Source organism: Streptococcus mitis (genome assembly GCF_009496155.1).
GTDB classification, from domain to species: Bacteria; Bacillota; Bacilli; order Lactobacillales; family Streptococcaceae; genus Streptococcus; species Streptococcus mitis_BQ.
The window spans coordinates 1-20,766 of the sequence record NZ_WIJP01000005.1 but is presented as its reverse complement, the minus strand read 5'-3'; the positions used below and the strand labels follow the sequence as shown (position 1 = coordinate 20,766).

Annotated in this window: 22 protein-coding genes; 8 read left to right on the top strand and 14 right to left on the bottom strand. The window is 40.3% G+C overall.

The genetic code is table 11. The annotated features are described in order from the left end of the window. Positions 1 to 122: 122 nt before the first annotated feature. The 4 genes from tpx to GEZ84_RS03930 all read right to left on the bottom strand — a co-directional run bounded on the left by tpx (position 123) and on the right by GEZ84_RS03930 (position 3,265). Entirely contained in the window at positions 123 to 614 is a 492-nt protein-coding gene (tpx, locus tag GEZ84_RS03945) for a thiol peroxidase (protein ID WP_057487168.1), read from the bottom strand. Between the two features lie 122 nt (positions 615 to 736). Continuing rightward, on the bottom strand, positions 737 to 1,666 hold the full coding sequence (psaA, locus tag GEZ84_RS03940) for a metal ABC transporter substrate-binding lipoprotein/adhesin PsaA (RefSeq protein ID WP_153223565.1): 930 nt from the start codon (positions 1,664 to 1,666) through the stop codon (positions 737 to 739). Between the two features lie 31 nt (positions 1,667 to 1,697). Further along, the gene (locus tag GEZ84_RS03935) at positions 1,698 to 2,546 is read right to left on the bottom strand and encodes a metal ABC transporter permease (RefSeq protein WP_000559786.1); all 849 of its coding nucleotides are present in this window, start codon (positions 2,544 to 2,546) and stop codon (positions 1,698 to 1,700) included. Further along, entirely contained in the window at positions 2,543 to 3,265 is a 723-nt protein-coding gene (locus GEZ84_RS03930; protein ID WP_153223564.1) for a metal ABC transporter ATP-binding protein, read from the bottom strand. The genes GEZ84_RS03935 and GEZ84_RS03930 overlap by 4 nt, the downstream gene beginning before the upstream one ends. Before the next feature lie 177 nt (positions 3,266 to 3,442). Here GEZ84_RS03930 and pepO point away from each other — a divergent pair, with 177 nt between their 5' ends. The 4 genes from pepO (at position 3,443) to GEZ84_RS03910 (ending at position 9,034) form a co-directional block, all read left to right on the top strand. Then, positions 3,443 to 5,335 carry an endopeptidase PepO gene (pepO, locus tag GEZ84_RS03925; RefSeq protein WP_153223563.1) on the top strand — a complete coding sequence of 631 codons (1,893 nt, stop codon included), beginning with the start codon at positions 3,443 to 3,445 and terminating at the stop codon, positions 5,333 to 5,335. Between the two features lie 59 nt (positions 5,336 to 5,394). Then, positions 5,395 to 6,159, top strand: a complete 765-nt coding sequence (locus GEZ84_RS03920; RefSeq protein WP_153223562.1) for a hypothetical protein — start codon at positions 5,395 to 5,397, stop codon at positions 6,157 to 6,159. Positions 6,160 to 6,328: 169 nt separating this feature from the next. Next, the gene (locus GEZ84_RS03915) at positions 6,329 to 6,970 is read left to right on the top strand and encodes a recombinase family protein (RefSeq protein ID WP_153223561.1); all 642 of its coding nucleotides are present in this window, start codon (positions 6,329 to 6,331) and stop codon (positions 6,968 to 6,970) included. A 402-nt stretch (positions 6,971 to 7,372) separates the two neighbouring features. Next, positions 7,373 to 9,034 carry an LPXTG cell wall anchor domain-containing protein gene (locus GEZ84_RS03910; protein WP_228113015.1) on the top strand — a complete coding sequence of 554 codons (1,662 nt, stop codon included), beginning with the start codon at positions 7,373 to 7,375 and terminating at the stop codon, positions 9,032 to 9,034. A gap of 295 nt (positions 9,035 to 9,329) precedes the next feature. Here the strand turns inward: GEZ84_RS03910 and GEZ84_RS03905 are convergent, their stop codons facing one another. Both GEZ84_RS03905 and GEZ84_RS03900 read right to left on the bottom strand, forming a co-directional pair. After that, positions 9,330 to 9,959 carry an MBL fold metallo-hydrolase gene (locus tag GEZ84_RS03905; protein ID WP_153223560.1) on the bottom strand — a complete coding sequence of 210 codons (630 nt, stop codon included), beginning with the start codon at positions 9,957 to 9,959 and terminating at the stop codon, positions 9,330 to 9,332. A gap of 229 nt (positions 9,960 to 10,188) precedes the next feature. Beyond that, complete coding sequence (locus tag GEZ84_RS03900; protein WP_319946416.1) at positions 10,189 to 10,416, bottom strand: hypothetical protein; 228 nt, start codon at positions 10,414 to 10,416, stop codon at positions 10,189 to 10,191. A gap of 485 nt (positions 10,417 to 10,901) precedes the next feature. Between GEZ84_RS03900 and GEZ84_RS03895 the strand changes: the two genes are divergently transcribed. Both GEZ84_RS03895 and dtd read left to right on the top strand, forming a co-directional pair. Continuing rightward, positions 10,902 to 13,124, top strand: a complete 2,223-nt coding sequence (locus tag GEZ84_RS03895; RefSeq protein WP_049521216.1) for a RelA/SpoT family protein — start codon at positions 10,902 to 10,904, stop codon at positions 13,122 to 13,124. Positions 13,125 to 13,153: 29 nt separating this feature from the next. Continuing rightward, entirely contained in the window at positions 13,154 to 13,597 is a 444-nt protein-coding gene (gene dtd / locus GEZ84_RS03890; protein ID WP_153223558.1) for a D-aminoacyl-tRNA deacylase, read from the top strand. A gap of 38 nt (positions 13,598 to 13,635) precedes the next feature. On the opposite strand, the gene GEZ84_RS03885 is transcribed toward dtd, so the two are convergent. The 5 genes from GEZ84_RS03885 to GEZ84_RS03865 all read right to left on the bottom strand — a co-directional run bounded on the left by GEZ84_RS03885 (position 13,636) and on the right by GEZ84_RS03865 (position 16,083). Next, on the bottom strand, positions 13,636 to 14,049 hold the full coding sequence (locus GEZ84_RS03885) for a hypothetical protein (protein ID WP_153223557.1): 414 nt from the start codon (positions 14,047 to 14,049) through the stop codon (positions 13,636 to 13,638). An 18-nt stretch (positions 14,050 to 14,067) separates the two neighbouring features. Continuing rightward, the gene (locus GEZ84_RS03880) at positions 14,068 to 14,481 is read right to left on the bottom strand and encodes a hypothetical protein (RefSeq protein ID WP_153223556.1); all 414 of its coding nucleotides are present in this window, start codon (positions 14,479 to 14,481) and stop codon (positions 14,068 to 14,070) included. A gap of 124 nt (positions 14,482 to 14,605) precedes the next feature. Then, positions 14,606 to 15,316 carry a nicotinamide mononucleotide transporter gene (locus GEZ84_RS03875; RefSeq protein WP_000749117.1) on the bottom strand — a complete coding sequence of 237 codons (711 nt, stop codon included), beginning with the start codon at positions 15,314 to 15,316 and terminating at the stop codon, positions 14,606 to 14,608. After that, entirely contained in the window at positions 15,273 to 15,467 is a 195-nt protein-coding gene (locus tag GEZ84_RS11055; RefSeq protein ID WP_153223555.1) for a hypothetical protein, read from the bottom strand. Before GEZ84_RS11055 ends, GEZ84_RS03875 begins: the two co-directional genes overlap by 44 nt. Then, a complete protein-coding gene (locus GEZ84_RS03865) occupies positions 15,433 to 16,083 on the bottom strand; it encodes a metal-dependent transcriptional regulator (RefSeq protein WP_153223554.1) in 651 nt (216 codons plus the stop codon). The genes GEZ84_RS11055 and GEZ84_RS03865 overlap by 35 nt, the downstream gene beginning before the upstream one ends. Positions 16,084 to 16,194: 111 nt before the next feature. Between GEZ84_RS03865 and GEZ84_RS03860 the strand changes: the two genes are divergently transcribed. Further along, on the top strand, positions 16,195 to 17,037 hold the full coding sequence (locus GEZ84_RS03860; protein ID WP_194252018.1) for a metallophosphoesterase family protein: 843 nt from the start codon (positions 16,195 to 16,197) through the stop codon (positions 17,035 to 17,037). A 75-nt stretch (positions 17,038 to 17,112) separates the two neighbouring features. Further along, positions 17,113 to 17,550 (top strand): Rrf2 family transcriptional regulator, encoded by a 438-nt coding sequence (locus GEZ84_RS03855; RefSeq protein ID WP_153223552.1) that lies wholly within the window; start codon positions 17,113 to 17,115, stop codon positions 17,548 to 17,550. Positions 17,551 to 17,721: 171 nt separating this feature from the next. On the opposite strand, the gene GEZ84_RS03850 is transcribed toward GEZ84_RS03855, so the two are convergent. From GEZ84_RS03850 to GEZ84_RS03840, 3 genes are all read right to left on the bottom strand, one after another. Beyond that, positions 17,722 to 18,795, bottom strand: coding sequence for a DUF2974 domain-containing protein (locus GEZ84_RS03850; protein WP_153223551.1), 1,074 nt, complete (start codon positions 18,793 to 18,795; stop codon positions 17,722 to 17,724). A 121-nt stretch (positions 18,796 to 18,916) separates the two neighbouring features. Beyond that, positions 18,917 to 19,693 carry a ferredoxin reductase gene (locus GEZ84_RS03845; RefSeq protein ID WP_153223550.1) on the bottom strand — a complete coding sequence of 259 codons (777 nt, stop codon included), beginning with the start codon at positions 19,691 to 19,693 and terminating at the stop codon, positions 18,917 to 18,919. Between the two features lie 88 nt (positions 19,694 to 19,781). Beyond that, the gene (locus tag GEZ84_RS03840; RefSeq protein WP_319946415.1) at positions 19,782 to 20,351 is read right to left on the bottom strand and encodes a TetR/AcrR family transcriptional regulator; all 570 of its coding nucleotides are present in this window, start codon (positions 20,349 to 20,351) and stop codon (positions 19,782 to 19,784) included. Between the last annotated feature and the right edge of the window lie 415 nt (positions 20,352 to 20,766).

The following is a 20,766-nucleotide window of genomic DNA, read 5'->3' as shown; positions in this document are numbered from 1 at the left end:
GAGGTTTGAATTTGATTTTCGAAGAGTATTAGTTGTTTTTATCAGATCGAACTTGAGTTTACTCGTAAACAAAAATCCTCCGTTTCAAAGAGTAGGGAACTCTTTGTGACAGAGGATTTTTTCTATAGGGCTTTAGCAGCTGCAATTGCGGCTTCAAAGTTTGGTTCAGAATTGATATTGTCTACGTATTCAACGTAGCGAATAGTATTGTCAGTATCAAGGACAAAGACTGCGCGTGCCAATAGGTGCCACTCATTGATTAAGAGGGCATAATCACGTCCAAAGGACTGGTCGAAATAGTCTGAGAGCATGATGGCATTTTCAATACCTTCAGCACCACACCAACGTTTTTGGGCAAATGGTAGGTCCATAGAAACAGTCAATACGACCGTGTTGTCCAGTCCAGCCAGTTCTTCATTAAAACGACGCGTTTGAGTTGAGCAGATACCTGTATCGATAGAAGGCACGACACTCAAGACTTTTTTCTTACCATCAAAATCAGCCAGAGATTTTTTAGAAAGGTCTGTTGTAGTGAGAGAAAAATCAAGCGCCTTGTCGCCGACTTGTAGTTGTTTACCTGTAAAGCTCACAGGATTTCCGAGAAAAGTTACCATAGGATACTCCAATCTTTTTTCTTCCATTGTAGCTGAAACGGTCAGAATTTTCCAATGATTTGACCGGAAATATGGGCATAGAAAAAACGCCAGCTCACATGAGAATGACGTTTTTCAGAGTATTATTTTGCCAATCCTTCAGCAATCTTGTCAAGATTGTATTTCATCATGTTGTAGTAGCTGTCGCCTTCTTTACCTTGTTCTGCGATAGAGTCAGTAAAGATTTGTGCGTAGATTGGGATATTTGTGTCTTGTGAAACAGTCTTCATTGGACGGTCATCCACACTTGATTCTACAAAGAGTGAAGGAGTTTTTGTTTGGCGAAGTTTTTCAACCAAGGTCTTGATTTGGTCAGGTGTTCCTTCTTCTTCAGTATTGATTTCCCAAATATAGGCACTTGGGACACCGTAGGCTTTAGAGAAGTATTTGAAGCATCCTTCACTGGTTACGATCAATTTCTTCTCAGCAGGGATATTGTTGAATTTAGCTTTTGCTTCCTTGTCAAGTTTGTCTAACTTATCAGTATATTCTTTGAGATTTTTTTCGTAGAATTCCTTGTTGCTAGGATCTTTAGCACTCAATTGTTTTGCGATATTCTTAGCAAAAATCATACCGTTCTCAAGGTTAAGCCAAGCGTGTGGGTCTTCTTTACCTTTTTCGTTTTGGCCTTCAAGGTAGATAACATCAACGCCTTCACTGACTGCGAAGTAGTCTTTGTTTTCAGTTTTCTTGGCATTTTCTACCAATTTTGTAAACCAAGCATTGCCACCTGTTTCAAGGTTGATACCGTTATAGAAAATCAAATCAGCTTGAGATGTTTTCTTAACGTCTTCAGGAAGTGGTTCGTATTCGTGTGGGTCTTGACCAACAGGAACGATACTGTGAAGATCAATCTTGTCACCAGCAATATTTTTAGTAATATCAGCGATGATTGAGTTTGTAGCAACAACTTTTAGTTTTTGACCAGAAGTTGCATCTTTTTTTCCGCTAGCACATGCTACAAGAGCAATGACGGAAAGAAAGAGAACGAACAATGTACCTAATTTTTTCATTAGATCCTCCAATTTATTGGGGTTTTGCCCCTTATTTTAACAAATGTTTATTTTTCAGTTTCAAATATCGTTGTTTTGGAGCGATAAAGAAGCTAATGAGAAAGAAACTGGCAGCTGTAAGCACGATACTAGAACCTGCCGCAACGTTAAAGCTATAACCGATAAAGAGTCCCAAAACTGAAGCAGTAGCTCCAAAGGTTGAGGAAAGGAAAATCATGCTTTTCAGGCTATTAGCATACAGATAAGCAGTTGCAGCTGGGGTAATCAGCATGGCTACAATCAGGATAGTTCCGACACTTTGCATGGCTGTCACAGACACGAGAGTCAGGAGTACCATGAGAAGGTAGTGATAGAAATTGACAGGCATTCCCATGGCTTTGGCCAAGAGTTCATCAAAGGAAGTTATCAAGAGTTGCTTGAAGAAAATCCAGATCAACAAGAGAATGGCTGCCCCCACACCCATAGTAATAAACATATCCGTATCTTGGACGGCTAGGATATTACCAAAAAGGATATGGAAAAGGTCAGTTGAACTTTTAGCGACACTAATCAAGATGATACCGAGGGCTAAGAAAGAAGAAAAGGTAATGCCGATGGCGGTATCGCTTTTGATAATCGAGTTCCCCTTGATGTAGGTAATGATGATGGCAGCTAGCAATCCAAAGACAATGGCTCCGATAAAGAAGTCAAGGCCCAAGATAAAGGAGAGGGCTACACCTGGCAAAACAGCATGTGAAATGGCATCTCCCATGAGTGACATCCCGCGTAGAATGATGAAACATCCCACAGCTCCAGCTACGACCCCGACGACAATAGCTGTTATCAAGGCATTTTGTAGGAAATGGAATTTTTGCAATCCATCGATAAATTCTGCAATCATAGGTCACCTCCATTGAAAAAGAGTCGATTACCGTAAGCTTCTTTGAGATTGGCTTCGGTAAAGGTTTCTTTGGTCGGACCAAAGGCAATCACTTCTCGATTGACAAGCAAGACTTGATCGAAGTAGTGGGGAACCTTGCTGAGGTCGTGGTGGACGATGAGAACCGTCTTCCCAGCTTTTTTCAGATCTCTCAGCGTATTCATGATGATTTCCTCACTGACAGAATCAATCCCAACAAAAGGTTCATCCAAGAGGATATAGTCGGCTTCCTGCACCAAACATCTGGCAATCAAGACCCGCTGGAATTGACCTCCAGACAGTTGACTGATTTGACGTTCAGCGTAGTCAGCTAAGCCGACGATTTCAAGGGCTTCCTCTACTTTTTTCCAATGTTTAGCATTTAAACTGCGAAAGAGAGGGATAGAGGGAAAGAGTCCTAGCGAGACGCATTCCTTGACCTTGATGGGAAAGTTGTAGTCGATATTGATTTTTTGTTCGACATAGGCGATTCGGTGTAAGGATTTTTTAACTTCCTTGTCATCGAGAAATGCCTGACCTTGATGTGGGATAATTCCCAGCATCCCTTTTACTAGTGTTGATTTCCCAGCGCCGTTTGGGCCAATGATACCGGTAATTGTTGGTCCTTGGAGCACTAGTGAAATATCCTTAAGTGCCAACGTTTCTTTGTAGGAGACACTGAGGTTTTCGATACGTATCATAAACTTGTATTCCTCCTTTCTCTTAATATACCTTAAAAAAAAAATTAAGTCAAGTTAATTTTTCAAAAAATTAAAATAATAACTGAGAAATGATAGAAAAGGAAAGTTCATTTTTAATTGCATTCCCAGTTAATTTTTGTTAAGCTAAAAACAAGTACAAATGAAAGCGAGAACAAGATGACACGTTATCAAGATGATTTTTATGATGCAATCAATGGAGAATGGCAACAGACAGCTGAAATCCCAGCAGATAAGTCTCAAACGGGAGGTTTTGTTGATTTAGACCAGGAAATTGAAGACCTGATGCTGGCGACAACAGACAAGTGGTTGGCAGGAGAAGAGGTTCCTGAGGATGCTATCTTGGCAAACTTTGTCAAATACCACCGCCTAGTTCGTGATTTTGATAAGAGAGAAGCTGACGGTATCACACCTGTCTTACCACTTCTTAAAGAATTCCAAGAATTGGAGACTTTTGCGGATTTCACTGCCAAACTAGCAGAGTTTGAGCTTGCAGGAAAACCGAATTTCCTTCCTTTTGGTGTATCACCAGACTTTATGGATGCCAGAATCAACGTTTTATGGGCTAGTGCTCCAAGCACGATTCTGCCAGACACAACCTACTATGCAGAAGACCATCCTCAGCGCGAAGAACTCTTGACTCTTTGGAAAGAAACCAGCGCAACTCTCCTCAAGGCTTATGATTTCTCTGATGCAGAAATTGAAGACTTGCTAGAGAAAAGACTAGAATTGGACCGTCGAGTTGCGGCAGTGGTGCTCTCTAATGAAGAAAGTTCAGAATATGCCAAGCTCTACCACCCATATTCATATGAAGATTTCAAGAAATTTGCGCCTGCCCTACCTCTGGATGACTTCTTCCAAGCTGTTCTTGGACAAGTACCAGACAAGGTTATCGTAGACGAGGAACGTTTCTGGCAAGCAGCAGATCAATTCTATAGTGAAGAGGCCTGGCCTCTCCTCAAGGCAACCTTGATTTTGAGTGTGGTCAATCTCTCAACCAGCTATTTAACAGAAGAAATCCGTGTCTTGTCAGGTGCTTATAGCCGTGCGCTTTCAGGAGTTCCAGAAGCCAAAGACAAGGTCAAGGCAGCCTACCAGCTAGCACAAGGTCCTTTCAAACAAGCCTTGGGTCTTTGGTATGCCCATGAAAAATTCTCTCCAGAGGCCAAGGCAGACGTAGAGAAAAAAGTGGCAACCATGATTGATGTCTATAAAGAACGCTTGGCTAAAAATGACTGGTTGACTCCAGAAACTCGTGACAAGGCCATCGTCAAACTCAATGTCATTAAGCCTTACATCGGTTACCCAGAGGAATTGCCAGAACGCTACAAGGACAAGCTAGTGGATGAAAATGCTAGCCTTTTTGACAATGCTCTAGCCTTTGCGCGTGTGGAAATCAAGCACAGTTGGAGCAAGTGGAACCAGCCTGTAGACTACAAGGAATGGGGCATGCCTGCTCATATGGTCAATGCTTACTACAATCCGCAGAAGAACCTGATTGTCTTCCCAGCAGCTATTTTACAGGCGCCTTTCTATGACTTGCATCAATCATCATCTGCTAACTACGGTGGTATTGGGGCGGTTATTGCCCATGAAATTTCCCACGCTTTTGATACCAACGGAGCTTCCTTTGATGAAAATGGTAGCCTCAAGGATTGGTGGACAGAGAGCGACTATGCTGCCTTCAAGGAGAAAACACAAAAAGTTATTGACCAGTTTGATGGACAGGATTCTTATGGAGCAACCATTAATGGTAAACTGACTGTGTCAGAAAACGTGGCTGACTTGGGAGGAATCGCTGCAGCGCTTGAAGCAGCTAAGAGAGAACCAGACTTTTCAGCAGAAGAATTCTTCTACAACTTCGGTCGTATTTGGCGCATGAAAGGTCGTCCAGAATTTATGAAACTCTTGGCTAGCGTCGATGTGCACGCGCCAGCCAAACTTCGTGTCAATGTGCAAGTACCAAACTTCGATGATTTCTTTACAACCTATGATGTCAAAGAAGGGGACGGTATGTGGCGTTCACCAGAAGAGCGCGTGATTATTTGGTAATGAATCCAATCTAATACTAAAATCTGTAAATCTGCATAGGATGGGCTAAAGAGGTTAACATGAAGAAATTTTTAATGATGCTTTCAGCTATTCTTACTATTTTTATTTTAGCATCTTGTGATGCAAACAAAAAAGATGAAAAAATAGAACCTTCGGCAACACAATCATCTTCGACCAAAGAGGAACATAAGGAAACCTCTACGAAGTCAGAGAGCCAAACTAGTAGGAGTTCTTCAATGGCAACGCCGTCAACAACAATGGAAAAGAAAAGTGAAACAGGAAAAGATTTGTACGAGGGAGTAATAGAGCGGTACAATCATTTTACAGACCTTTTAAAGCAAGGGAATAGAGAAGATTTATACGAGGAAAATAAACAACACAAGATTACATCAGAAGAATATGGCATGATTTTCTCTCGAATGGATTATCAAAATGCACCAGACTTTAAATATGCCCTTGTTGATTTGAATAAGGATGGTCAAGACGAGTTGCTTATTGGGGATGAAAAATTTGTTTCAGCCATTTATTATTTAGAAAATAAACAACCTAAGTTGCTTCATACAGCTTATGTAGCTTCTGCAGGTGGCTTTCGTTCCAGTTTAGTCATTTATGAAAATGGTCAAGTCATATATGCAGACTGGCAGTCAACACGACCAGAAATGAACTTAAGCCTTTATGCCTTTAATAAGGACGGAGTGCAGAAGATTAAAGAAGGGACTCTCCAAATTGGTGGGAATCAAAAGCCAGAGCAAGTCTTAGAGATTTCTTCTAATGAAGTTGATTTAGCTAAATTTGATTGGAAAGAACTCGAGCGGGTCAACTAGTACTTGATAAATAGGCTAGATTCTGACGTCATAAAATAGCAGTACACAAAAACCAAGGATAAAAAATTCCTTGGTTTTTTGCGTACTAGAAGAAAGGATTGCAGGTCTTTTCTTATTTTAAAATTCATAGTAAAATATCCCTCTGTATCAAGATAACAGGAGGATTTTTATGTCTCAAAAGACTATCAACATAGGCTACGCCCGTGTATCTACTCATAAGCAAGATTTAGGATTGAAAGTGCAAATCGAAGCTCTCAAACATTGCGATAAACTTTTTATAGAAAAGGAATCTGGTGCAAATAACACTCGTCCTGAACTCACAAAAGCCTTAAAACTGGCCTCTGACTTTTCGAAAGATGGCAAGCAGGTTACTTTCACTATCTATAAGTTAGATAGACTGACTCGATCTATGTTTAAGCTACTAGAACTTATTGAACTATTTAATGAATCTAATATTCACCTAGTCAGTTTGCATGAAAAACTAGAAACAGGTTCTCTTATTGGCAGATTACTTTGCATCATTTTAGGCTTTGTGGCAGAAAATGAGCTGGAAAATCTGAGGTTTCGCACAAAAGAGGGACTTCGAAAAGCTAAGGAAAATGGTGTTAGATTAGGAGCAAAACGGATTTCAAAAGAAAAGGAGGAGCGCATACTTAACAAATATCTACATTCAGATATAAGCATACGTAATATTGCAAAAGCTGAACAAATTTCTACATCAACCCTATATAAAGTGTTAGAACGTAATAAAGTGGCGAACAATCGTCAAAAAAAACGGAAAATCATTGCTAAAAACAGGGAAAAATGGTAGAATGAAGCCGTAAATTTGTTTCGATTAACGACCGTTTGATAAAACAGTCAAAACAACAATATGAATATTTTAAAAAATGCGAGTTTAACAGTGTTTTTAACCTGTATTAGACTGGTATTTTTTTGTGTATCGTTTAACGGTCGTTACGCGATACACTTAGTTCCCTATCTCTAAAGGAGGTAGCGAGCTTTTGGTAACAAAAAATTTAAAAATTATTAAGATATGTAATAGCTGTATTGTTCAGTTAATGGATGAAGGTTCATTTAAGGCTTCTATCAAGAACATTAAATGTTTAGATAATGAGTTGGCTCAAAATTTTGCTTTTGTGGTCTTGAAAGGAAGTTGATTTTGTCATTTTATAAGCCTAAAAAGGCAATTTTATATTCCTGAGGAGGAAAAATTATGAATAAACTCACTAAACTAGGTATTGTTACCTTCTCTGCTGTCACTCTTAGTGCTGCCGTGCCGACTTTGGTGCATGCTGAGGAAAACGTTGCGCCGCAGCCAAACGTTGCCGCTCAACCTAATACTACTCAACCAACACCCGCGCCTAAACCAGAAGTTAAACCTGCAGAGCAACCACAACCTGCTAAACCTGTGAAGCCAGCTGAAAATGTTGGATTGCCAAAGATTCCTTATCGAAAAGACCAGCCAAAACGCTGGTTTAACGGAGCAGGTCGTCCTACTCTAACAACAGAAGACCTCGCTATTCCGCTTCCTACTGAAAATGTAGAAAAAACATCTTACGGTTGGTGGACAGCTGAGCCAGATTTTCTTCATGCAGGATCCCATATAAAAACAAGCACTTTCAGTTCGAATTTCAATAGACCGATGTTCGAAAACGGCAAAGAAATAAAATTTAAAGATAACTATAAAGATATGGATAGTAGGTTTAGACCTGCTCTTGTTCGAGTAAAAGTTCCAGAGTTGGAAGGAATGAACTACGAAGCTTATACAATCTTCTATGAAGTTCCTAATAAAAATGGAAAACCAACTTACGGAACAAATCGAACTCTCCAAGGTGGTGGTATCTTTTTGAATATCAAATCAAAAGAGAAGAAAGAAGATATTCAGGTTTATACACTGACTAAGGATAAAAAACTAGAAGAACTTTATTATCCAGGATACCCAAGTGAAGAAACAAATCGCTATGATGAGAAAACTAAAACTCATTCATACAATCTATTTGGTGAGACCTACGATACTTACGTTTTCTTGTTTAAGAACCCTGCTGAAAAACCAGCCGAGCAAGTAAAGCCAGAAGTTAAGCCAAGCGAACAGCCTAAGCCAGACAAGCAACCAAGTGTTCCTACTGTTCCAGTTGAGCAACCACAACCTACTAAACCAGTGGAACCAGCAGAGAAGCCAAGTGAGAATCCTGTAAATCCAGTTACACCAGTTGCTCCAATAACACCGACAATTCCCGTAACTCCTACTCTTAATCCAGCCATTCCAAACAATATTCGTGTTCTTTCGAACAAATCTGGAAGCGTTCGAGTACATGGTTCAGAAGCAACACTCAAAAATGTCAGCTATATCAAGGTAGAAGAAACCAAGCCGACTTCACTTGAATCAAAAGATTACAAGGCCTTTGACATTCATCTGTATGACGCGAATGGTAAGGCTATCCAGCCAAACGGCATGGTTCTAGTAAGTCTTTCTACCGATAAGCCAGTTGAAAATGTCTATTATGTTGCTCCAGATGGTACCTTACAGGCATTGAAGTTCAAACAAGATACAGATAAGGTGACTTTTGAAACCAATCACTTTAGTATCTATGCTATGACTTTCAAAGTTGCTGCAAGCCGCAATAACGGAGGTAGTCCAACTCCTGTTCCAGTTGTAAATAGTAGTAATACTCCAACAACTACAGAACAAAAAGGAAATGACTCAAGTAGTACAAAAACTCAAGCTGAACCGTTAGCAACTAAGACTGAAACTATTTCGAAACAAGTAGCTAAGACTTTGCCAAATACTGGAGAAAATCACTCAATTCTCGCTACCCTATTTGGAATGTTAACTCTAACTGCTGGATTATTTAGCTTTCGTAAGGAGTCAGAATAACTCCAATTCATAGTTTATAGTTCAATTATTTTAGACTGTGAAAAACTCAATTTGAGGAGATAATTTAGAAAATCTTTTCATGATAAAACGCATAATATCAAATTTTCTACATCTGATATTATGCGTTTTTATAATTCTAAAATAGTATAAATATAGTGAGATGAAATAAAATCTGAACAAATCAATTGGAAAATTGAAAGTAATTTATAAAAATGAATTAGAAGTCATGTTGTACTATTCCAATTTCAAACTGCTATAGTTTACTTAAATTACGATATCTATTGTCATCATCTTTCTAGAAAAAAGGATTGAAAGTTTTTTCGTGAGCGATGGTTGTAGCTGGACCATGTCCTGGATAGACATCGTAGTTTGGTAGGGTGAAGAGTTGGGTCTGGATACTGTGAAGAAGTTGCTCCATGCTACCAGTCGGAAGATCTGTTCGTCCGATGGTTTCACGGAACAGAGCATCACCTGTCAAGACTAGGTGAGCATCAGGAAAGACGATAGAAACGCCGCCGATAGAGTGACCTGGTGTTGGCAAGACAGTGAAACGAAATTCCTCCAGTTGGTATTCCTTATGAAAGACAAAGGTGTGTTCAGCAGGTTCTGCGATCACATCTGCCATATCATCATGACGAGGGACACCAGAGAGGTTATCGACAGGAGTGTAGAGCCAGCTGGCTTCACTCTCTGCGATATAGACAGGAGGATTGCCAAAAGTTTCGCGAACCAATTCCAGACTCATGATATGGTCATAATGGGCATGGGTCAAGAGGATAGCGCAGATCGGTTTATTGATCTTCTCGATGGTCTGACGAATGGCTTCCCAATGGCTACCAGGATCAACAACGATGAGGTGCTTTTCACCTTCCAGATAATAGGTGTTTTCATAGGCAACGGGATTCACAGTTTTATGGATTTTCATATTGGCTCCAATCTCAAAGAATGCACTAATACTCTTCGAAAATAAAATTCAAACCGCGTCAACGTCGCCTTGCCGTACTCAAGTACAGCCTGCGGCTAGTTTCCTAGTTTGCTCTTTGATTTTCATTGAGTATACATTAAGTATAGCACAGTTGGGGAGAATAGGTAAGGATTTAGAATGAACTTAAAAACCAGCATGATTAGATGAAGACAGGCTGGTTATCAATTTATCAATATTTGAGAGGTGTCAATTGCCCTTCATATGTTGCATAAACTCCGTCATTAGCTGGTTTGATAGATGTGATATTTAGAGTGCCACCGTAGTTGGCTTCTCGTTTATCGCTATATTCACTATAAGTTATCCTATTGGGCAGGTTCTGGTCGTTAGCATAGTATTGAACGACTGTTTTTTTATAGCTTTGCTGGCTGAATAGAAACAGGCAGCAAACTCCTAACACTAGGAGAGCAAAGATAGAAATAGCAGTTTTTTTCATAGGTGTTCTCCTTATAAACTAGAGGATAAAAGAAAGTATCTTGAGGATTTTTATACTCTTCGAAAATCTCTTCAAACCGCGTCAACGTCGCCTTGCCGTACTCAAGTACAGCCTGCGGCTAGTTTCCTAGTTTGCTCTTTGATTTTCATTGAGTATTAATTCCAAAATCCAGTCAAGGTACCAGTGTATGTGACACGAGTTCCACCGTTTATCTTTCGTATCTTCAATGGAATTGGGGAAGTCAGAAAGTCTTTCGGTTACAATATGGTTTCCGTTCTTCTATCTCTCCTTCTATCACCTAAGTTTAAAATCTAACTTCGTAATATATTATAGATCAATAATTCAGAATTGTCAATCAATTCTGAATTATTTTTTTCTTATTCTGTTCCAATCTAGTTTTCATATTCTTAAAAAAGTGATAAAATGGTAGGAAGAATTGGAGAGTAGAGATGCCAAAAGAAGTGAATTTGACGGGCGATGAGGTTGTCGCTCTAACACAAAAATATTTATCAAAAGAAGATGTTGCTTTTGTCCATAAGGCATTGGTCTATGCGGTGGAATGCCATAGTGGTCAATACCGCAAATCAGGCGAGCCTTATATCATTCATCCTATCCAAGTGGCAGGTATTTTAGCCAAACTCAAGCTGGATGCTGTAACAGTAGCTTGTGGTTTCTTGCATGATGTGGTGGAAGATACAGACGCGACCTTGGATGATTTGGAAAGAGAGTTTGGTCCTGATGTGCGCGTGATTGTCGATGGAGTTACCAAGCTCGGTAAGGTCAAGTACAAGTCTCACGAAGAGCAGTTGGCTGAAAACCACCGCAAGATGCTCATGGCCATGTCTGAGGACATCCGTGTTATCTTGGTCAAACTGTCTGACCGTTTGCACAATATGCGGACCCTGAAACACCTTCGAAAAGACAAGCAGGAGCGCATTTCCAAAGAAACTATGGAAATCTATGCCCCGCTTGCCCATCGTTTGGGGATTTCCAGTGTCAAATGGGAATTGGAAGACTTATCTTTCCGTTATCTCAATCCAACGGAGTTTTACAAGATTACCCATATGATGAAGGAAAAACGCAGAGAGCGTGAAGCCTTGGTGGATGAGGTAGTCACAAAATTAGAAGACTATACGACGGATCGTCACTTAAAAGGGAAGATTTACGGTCGTCCCAAACATATTTACTCGATTTTCCGCAAAATGCAGGACAAGAGAAAACGTTTTGAGGAAATCTATGACCTGATTGCCATTCGTTGTATTTTGGATACCCAAAGTGATGTTTATGCCATGCTTGGTTATGTGCATGAGCTTTGGAAACCGATGCCAGGTCGCTTTAAAGATTATATCGCTAATCGTAAGGCAAATGGTTATCAGTCTATACATACGACTGTTTATGGGCCAAAAGGACCGATCGAATTCCAAATTCGAACTAAAGCCATGCATGAGGTGGCTGAGTACGGGGTTGCGGCTCACTGGGCTTATAAGAAAGGCATTAAGGGGCAAGTCAACAGCAAGGAATCAGCTATTGGGATGAACTGGATCAAGGAGATGATGGAGCTTCAAGACCAGGCTGATGATGCTAAGGAATTTGTGGACTCTGTCAAGGAAAACTATCTGGCTGAGGAGATTTACGTCTTTACCCCAGATGGTGCGGTTCGTTCCCTTCCAAAAGATTCAGGCCCGATTGACTTTGCCTACGAAATCCATACAAAAGTCGGGGAAAAAGCGACTGGTGCCAAGGTCAATGGTCGCATGGTTCCACTGACAACCAAGCTCAAGACAGGAGATCAGGTTGAAATTGTCACCAACCCTAACTCCTTTGGACCGAGCCGTGATTGGCTCAATATGGTCAAGACCAGCAAGGCACGTAACAAGATTCGTCAGTTCTTTAAAAATCAAGATAAGGAATTGTCAGTCAATAAGGGTCGTGAAATGTTGATGGCCCAGTTCCAAGAAAATGGCTATGTGGCCAATAAATTCATGGACAAGCGTCATATGGACCAAGTTCTGCAAAAGACCAGCTACAAGACAGAAGAATCCCTCTTTGCGGCCATTGGTTTTGGAGAAATCGGTGCTATTACCGTCTTTAACCGTCTGACTGAAAAGGAACGCCGTGAGGAAGAACGTGCCAAGGCCAAGGCTGAAGCAGAAGAACTTGTCAAAGGTGGCGAGGTTAAGGTTGAAAATAAAGAAACTCTCAAGGTCAAGCATGAAGGTGGTGTGGTCATTGAAGGTGCTTCTGGTCTACTCGTGCGGATTGCCAAGTGTTGTAATCCTGTTCCTGGTGACGATATTGTCGGCTATATCACCAAGGGACGTGGTGTGGCTATTCACCGTGTGGACTGTATGAACCTGCGTGCCCAAGAAAACTACGAGCAACGTCTCCTTGATGTAGAGTGGGAAGACCAGTACTCTAGCTCAAATAAGGAGTATATGGCCCATATCGATATTTACGGCCTCAACCGTACAGGACTGTTGAACGATGTACTGCAAGTCCTCTCAAACACAACCAAGAATATCTCAACAGTAAATGCCCAACCAACCAAGGATATGAAGTTTGCTAATATCCATGTATCCTTCGGCATTGCCAACCTCTCGACGCTGACTACGGTCGTGGACAAGATTAAGAGTGTGCCAGAAGTTTACTCTGTTAAACGTACCAATGGCTAATTGTCCTAGCTCTTACTAGAAAGGCTATTATGAAAATCATTATCCAACGGGTTACAAAAGCCCAAGTGAGTATAGAAGGCCAGGTTCAGGGCAAAATCAATCAGGGGCTCTTATTGCTGGTTGGTGTTGGACCAGAGGACCAAGAGGAAGATTTGGACTATGCTGTGAGAAAGCTTGTCAATATGCGAATTTTTTCAGACGCAGAAGGCAAGATGAACCTGTCTGTCAAGGATATTGGAGGAGAAATCCTCTCTATTTCTCAGTTTACCCTCTTTGCGGACACCAAGAAAGGCAATCGTCCAGCCTTTACAGGGGCAGCCAAGCCTGATATGGCATCGGACTTCTATGACGCTTTCAATCAAAAATTAGCGCAAGAAGTGCCTGTTCAGACAGGCATCTTTGGAGCGGATATGCAGGTTGAGCTGGTCAATGACGGACCAGTCACCATTATCCTAGATACTAAAAATAGATGAGAAAGACCAAGCCCGGTAAGCTTGGTCTTTCTCATCTATCATAAAATACTCCAGAATGAAATCTGTTCCTGATAGGCCTTTGGGAAATCTTGTTTCAGGCTTTGGCTTATGCGATAGGAAGGGATGAGGTGCCCTAGAATTAGGAGAGTTCCCTGAAGAAAAAGTGGAATATTACTTAAACATATCAAGGAGAGAATCATCAGACTATCCCATAGGAGGATTTGTAAGGCAAAACGCCAGAACTTCGGTCTAATCTGGGAATAGAGTTGACTAAAGTGGTCACAAAGTTGGTTGGAAAGATAGGTCAATAGCACAGGATGAAAGAAGATGAGCCAACCGCTATAAATCAAAATCCAATCCCAAGTAAGTCTCTCTTTAAATGTCAAAAAAGCCAGCATGATTCCATCAATGACAAGGACTTGAGTGGTTTTGATGAAGATGATTTTCTTCATGATAAAACCTCCTTTTCCTTAGAGACATTCCCACAAAGAGATATGTTTGTTGTAAAAATCTAGATAGTTTTCTCTTAGGTAGTCCGCCGTTCTATAATATAAAGTAGAATAGCAAGCAGTGATGATTGGCATAAGAGATAAAAAACGATGAGAATTAACGAAGGTTAAAAGGACAAAAAATAGAAAATCAATGGAGAGAACCCCTAAATAGTAGAAGCGAATCTTTTTATTGAGTTGAGGATAAATCTCAGCGAATTGATGTTTGAGTTGGACAACCAAGCGAAACAGCAGGAGTCCCTGAGCAAGGAGGAAAATAAAACCACTGAGCAAGAGCCAGTCGAAAGCTGTCTCGGGTCTAGTAGTAAAAAATGCAAATAGTAGCAAATCGATGACTGCAATTGCTGTAAAATGGATTCTAAAGAGTTTTTTCATAAGATGACCTCCCTCTTTTATCTAACTTCATTCTACTCCAAAAGAATGGGAGTTACAAGTAAAATGATAAAAAATAGTAGAAGGAAGATTCTCTAAAGTCGGCTTTCTTTATTTGAGTTTCCTTCTATTGCTCTACTTCTTCATCATTCCAGACAAATAAGGCTCCGATTGCATTGAGGATATAAAAGATGTATTTGCCGATATTAGCAAAATTTCCTTGAATGCCAGCCTTTGTAAGCTGCACAAAATTGTAAATCAACCAGAATCCCCACTGAGTTGTCAGTTTCAATGCGTTTAAAGCATTGGCAATGAGGGACAGTGCAAAGGCAATCGTTGTTACGTAGGCAAGGAGATTCATCTTCCCTCCATAGCCGATATAGTTGGTCACAAAGGCAAAGAGGAAGGCGATGATTGAAATGATGATGGCCGCCAATTTTACCTGTTTTTGGCTCATTTGGTTGGGTCTGCCTTCTTGCGAAGCTTCCCATTTCTTTATGGCAAAGGTATAAATGAGGAAGGTGACGGGATAGGTAATGATGGCTGCCTTATTTCCAAGGATATAATCAATGGTACCAGACAAAATCGTATTGACAATGCCAAAGTAATTTCCCCATTTGCTTAATTTCCCCGTGAAACGAGTGGACAACATGGAAATCCCAACGTTGGTTACGGAAATCAATCCAAAGGGTACAAGAGCTGTCCATGGTCCCCAGTCTACAAATTTGTCGAGACGGGAGTTGAGGTAACCAGATGCAATCGCAATCCCAACGACCAAAGCAACCCCGAAGAGGTCAAACCATTTGGATGTCGCAAAAATTTTGAGTGATTTTTTCATATATTAAAATATCTTTCTTTTTTACAAATATTCTACAACTAAATGAGAGTAAAATCAAATGATAGAAATAAAACCCTGAAAATAAAACTTTCAGGGTTGGTTGGGTACTTGAGAAATTAGTCGATTTTCTCGACGTAGAGTTGTTTGGCAATGTCCATACTTACTTGTAAATCCTCGTTTTTACTGAGGATAGTGAAGGTATTGCTGAAGCCATCAAACTGCTGGACTTGGAGATGGTCACCTATGTGAAGTGAGTGCTTATCCAAATAATTGAGAATGTCAAAACTATCATGCACCCGAGTCAGGAGGTAGGAGCCAGCTTCCTTGATGTCAGCTAGTGGTAGGTTATTGATTTCAACTAGGAGTTCTCCCTTGGCAGGAATAGTTCCTCCGTGAGGGCAGGTCTTGGGAAATCCAAGCAATTTTTCTAGTCTCTCCACGAATAGGTCAGAGACAGTATGTTCCAATACCTCAGCTTCCTCGTGAATCTGGTCACTTGTATAGTCTAAATGATGAACTAGAAAAACTTCAATCAAGCGATGCTTACGATAGAGCTCAGAAACAAGCTTGAGTCCAAGGTCAGTCAGTAGATAACCGCATTCCTTGTCCTTGAGGATGAGATTTTCGCTCTTCATCCGTTTAATCATTTCAGTTACGGCAGGGGGAGAGACTTGCATACGAGCCGCAATTTCCTTGTTGGTAATCTTATGCAGGTCTGTGCCAATTTCATAAATACACTTTAGATAATCTTCTTTATTCGGGGTCATTCGTTTCCTCTTGTCTAATATCTTTATCTAGTATATCAAAAAAAGCTAGATTTCTCTAGCTGTGACTTTTTATGTTATACTTATTGCAAGAGAAAAAACGAGGAGATGAATATGACAAAAATAGCTCTTCTTTCAGATATTCATGGAAATACTACAGCCTTGGAGGCTGTTTTGGCAGATACTCGGCAGCTAGGAGTGGATGAATACTGGCTTCTGGGAGATATTCTCATGCCAGGGACAGGGCGTAGAAGGATTTTGGACTTGTTGGCTCAACTACCGATTACAGCTAGAGTTTTGGGAAACTGGGAAGATAGTCTGTGGCATGGTGTCCGCAAGGAACTAGATAGTACTCGTCCTAGTCAACGTTATCTCTTGCGCCAGTGCCAGTATGTTTTAGAGGAAATTTCCCTAGAAGAAATTGAACTGCTCCACAATCAACCCCTCCAGATTCATCGTCAGTTTGGTGATTTGACGGTGGGAATTAGCCATCATCTGCCTGATAAGAACTGGGGACGAGAGTTGATTCATACTGGAGCGCAAGAGGATTTTGACCGCTTGGTGACCAATCCCGCTTGTGATATTGCTGTTTATGGTCATATTCACCAGCAGTTGCTTCGTTACGGGACTGGTGGACAATTAATTGTCAATCCGGGTTCGATTGGGCAACCTTTCTTTCTAGATGCCCAGTTACGGAAGGACTTGCGGGCCCAGTATATGATTTTGGAGTTTGATGACAAGGGCTTGGTAGACATGGATTTCCGACGGGTGGACTACGATGTGGCAGCTGAATTGCAACTGGCTAAAGACCTCAAACTTCCTTATTTTGAGGTTTACTATGAAAGTCTGGTCAATGGTATTCACCATACTCATCATCAGGAATTTCTGAGAGAATTGGCCCAGAAAGAGGGCTACGATAGGGAGTTAGATGCCTGGTTGGAAAGTGGTAATGATTGACATTACAACTAAAAAGGGTATAATAAAAGGAAAAGAAGAGTAGGGGCAGGGTAGCCTCGTAAAAAGGAGAAGAGGATGCAAATTCCAAGTAGATTTACCATTGCGACTCATATGCTGATTATTATCGCTCTCAAGGGGAAGGAAAGCAAGGTGACCAGTGATTTTCTGGCTGCTAGTGTCGGGGTCAATCCAGTCATTATCAGAAAAACCTTGTCCCAGTTGAAGAAGGCAGAGCTGATTTCAGTAGCGCGTGGAACAGGGGGAACAGAGATTGTTAAGGATCTCAAGGACATCAGTCTATTAGATGTTTATCAGGCAGTTGAGTGTCTTGGTAAGACAGGTCAACTCTTTAGTTTCCATGACAATCCAAATCCAAATTGCCCAGTCGGAGCTCATATTCATGATGTTTTGGATCAAAAATTGGAGAGAATTCAGCTGGCTATGGAGGCTGAGCTTGGTCAGACCAGTCTAGAAGAAGTCGTGGCTGATGCAGAGAGTCAGATGAAGGAGTGATTTCTTCTTTAAAACAAGAAAAGCTTATGAGAAGGTTTTTATACTCAATGAAAATCAAAAAGCAAACTAGGAAGCTAGCCGCAGGTTGCTCAAAGCACAGCTTTGAGGTTGCAGATAAAGCTGACGTGGTTTGAAGAGATTTTCGAAGAGTATTACCTTTTCATAAGCTTTTTATCTATTTTTCCATGCTTGGTAACGGGTATCAATCAATAACTGGGTAAGGCGTCCCATGGTTTCTCTTTCTTTTGGAGTGAGGGATTGCGCTTGGACAAAGAGATGATGGATGTGTTCAATAGCCTTGAAGGAAGACAAGTCATTGATGGAACTAATGCCAGCATCAAGAATAGTGCCAAAGAAGAGGTCGAAGTAGAGCTGAAGTTCCTCGTCAGGGACTGTGGCCACCCATTCTTTGAAGGTCGTGTCGACTTGTTGGCTATCGCTATTGGTCTTATCCAGTTGGACGAAGTGATTGTCCTCAATTTGCCAACTAAAGGTATCGTGCTGGGCGATACCACCCAAGGCAGTACTGTGCACGATGATTTGGTGGGCAGGGATTTCTAGCATCATACCGATAATAGAACCTTGTGGGATGAAGACCTTGGTTCTATCCATTATCCTTTGATAGCCCTCGGTTTGTGTCAGTTCTTTGTGGAGACCAGGTGCATCAAATGTATAAACTGCTGTAATCTGATTTTGCAAGTTTTGCTCAATTTGACTAGCAGCATAGATAGCTAGATTTCCTCCCTTGGAATGCCCAGCCAGAATGACCTTCTGCTTAGGATGATGGGCAAAAAAGTTTTTTAAATAGGCGAGGGCGTGCTTTTGAGCAGGAATTTCCTTCATATAGGTCAGGTGGAAATCTTCCTTCCAGCCAATGATACTGTCATCTGTCCCACGAAAGACAATCAGATAGGTATCGAGAGTGAGGCGGTAGGTCATAGCCGCAAATTGCTTTTGCAGTTCAGAGTCGATTTCGTTGATAAAATGGGAGAGTTTGCAATTCTTGAAGCGTTTGTGTTGAGCTAATTCATCCAATAACTGGAGTCGATTTTTGCTGGTCAACATGTTAGGTTCTCTTGGAACCTGAGGTGCTAGGTCTAAGAGACGTTTAGGAGTTGTGGTGACCAGATTATCAAAGGAGAGATAGGTGATTTCTGTTAAGGCTAGAATATCTAATTCATTCAAAGGAAGGTCGTAAAAGGAATCGTGTGCGACATCTTTTAGATAGTCAAAAATATTGGCCATAAGAGCTCCTTTCTTTGTATTTATCTTATCACAATTCCATAGAATTTACTAGTTAGTTTGTATGGTCTCTACATACCAATCTATAATGATATGATTCAGATACATAGAAGGCAGTTTGCTTTTATTTCAAACCTCTAAACATACTTGTTTGCATCTGTTTGTCGTCAATCCCATTCTCTTTTAAGAAATTTTTCATCTCATTTATATCATCAGGTTGGCCGGTCAAGAGATAAATAGCTTGGTTGCTGTATTTCTCAACAGCATTTTTTAGAAATGCTTGGCTTTGAGAAAAGGTTTCGCTAGTTTTATAAGTTAGATTCGGATTGTTCTGACTAAGCTCTCTTAACTCATTATCAAAAATGTTTACTCCTTTGTCTAAATGATTAAGAATGATGGAGCGCTTACCAGCCCACTCTTTCACAACTGGACGTAGAGTAGAAATACCGACATCAGAGGCAAAACAAACCAGTGCTTGGTCATTGTCTTTAACAGATAAAGATGACTCCAGCCAACTCATCTCAATTTTACTACTAGCTGGTAAATGTGTTAAGGTTTCCTTAAACACGCTACCACTATTATGGGTTACAATAAGAATTTCATCCTCATCAGGAGTGGAAGCAAGGGTTAACCATCGGCTAGCCTGATCCTCCTTTACTGGACTTTTGTCTGGACCAAACGAGCTGTCAGGAAGCTTAAACTGAGCATAGGAGCCAGCTTTCCATATTTGATTTTTTGGTTTTGTGATGTGAACTAAATACAAATCTCCGCTGGGATTTTCAATGGATTTTATCGATAAAGTTTGACTTCGTCCAAGATAGGTAATGATTCCCCAAGATATAAAGCCGAGCACTCCAAGTGTAGTTAGAATAATCATGAACATTTTTTTCCCTCGTTTCATTTTTAACTCCTATAGTGTAGTAATTTTCTATGAATGAATAATATTTTTTTTCATTCAATAATTTCCAAAAAATAAAGAAAAGATTTCTTTATTTCAGTATTCCTTTAATGAAGTTGGTTGCTAGTATTTCTACAGTTTTGCTAATATCTGGAAAATCATTTTCTGTGATATGCATATCCATGTAGTAAAATAGGTTGTAAACTTGTAAAATATCTTGAATTTTTTCTGGTGAATAGCCTTCAGACCGCAAACGATTAGTAAAAGTTTTCACGAGAAATTTATGAAATGGATTCGCGACCTTCCCTTCTTCTGAGGAATAGTAGCTATGTAACTCATCTGCTATGGCAGGATTGTACCATTCTGCAAGGATTTTATTGGAAGAAACGAGTGCTCTGGATTGAGCAAAGAGTTGACTAATAAGATCAATCATATCAATTTCCCAATCCAGTTCTTCGATCATAGTTTGGCGAACACGGTTGTTTTCATCAATGTAGATATCTAAAAAAATAGCCTCTTTACTTTCGTAATAGTTATAAAAAGATCCGACTGCCATATGAGCTTGTCTAGCAATTTCTGAAATTCCTGTCGCCTTGTATCCTTTTTTTGAAAAAACTTCATAAGCTGCGGATTTCAAAGCCTGTTTTTTGTCCAATTTGATTTAATCTCCCTCTGAATGAATATTTTGTTTTGTTCATTCATATCTTAACAAATCTTTTGCAGATTGTCAATCCGAAAGCTAGAACTTTTTATGTCTACTATTCGATAAGGAGCTTCTCAATGTTATAAGAGTATGGAATCTCGTTTTAACTACACTCAAGGTTTAGAAGAATAGATATAAATTTTGGTTAAGGGGATGGATAAAAGAACTGAAATGAAGGTTGAAAAGGTAAATTTCCAAACTAAGTTCCACCGCTAGTAGAAGTGGAAGTTAGTCTGATAAAAATCATAAAAACCAGTGGAAATCCGTTTCAGGGTAAGTTCCACTGGTTTTACTAATGCTTGATTTCATCGCTTTTGTAGCCGAAAGGCATCGAAAAAAAGAGCGCACAAAATCCCCTCATCTGAAAGCGTTT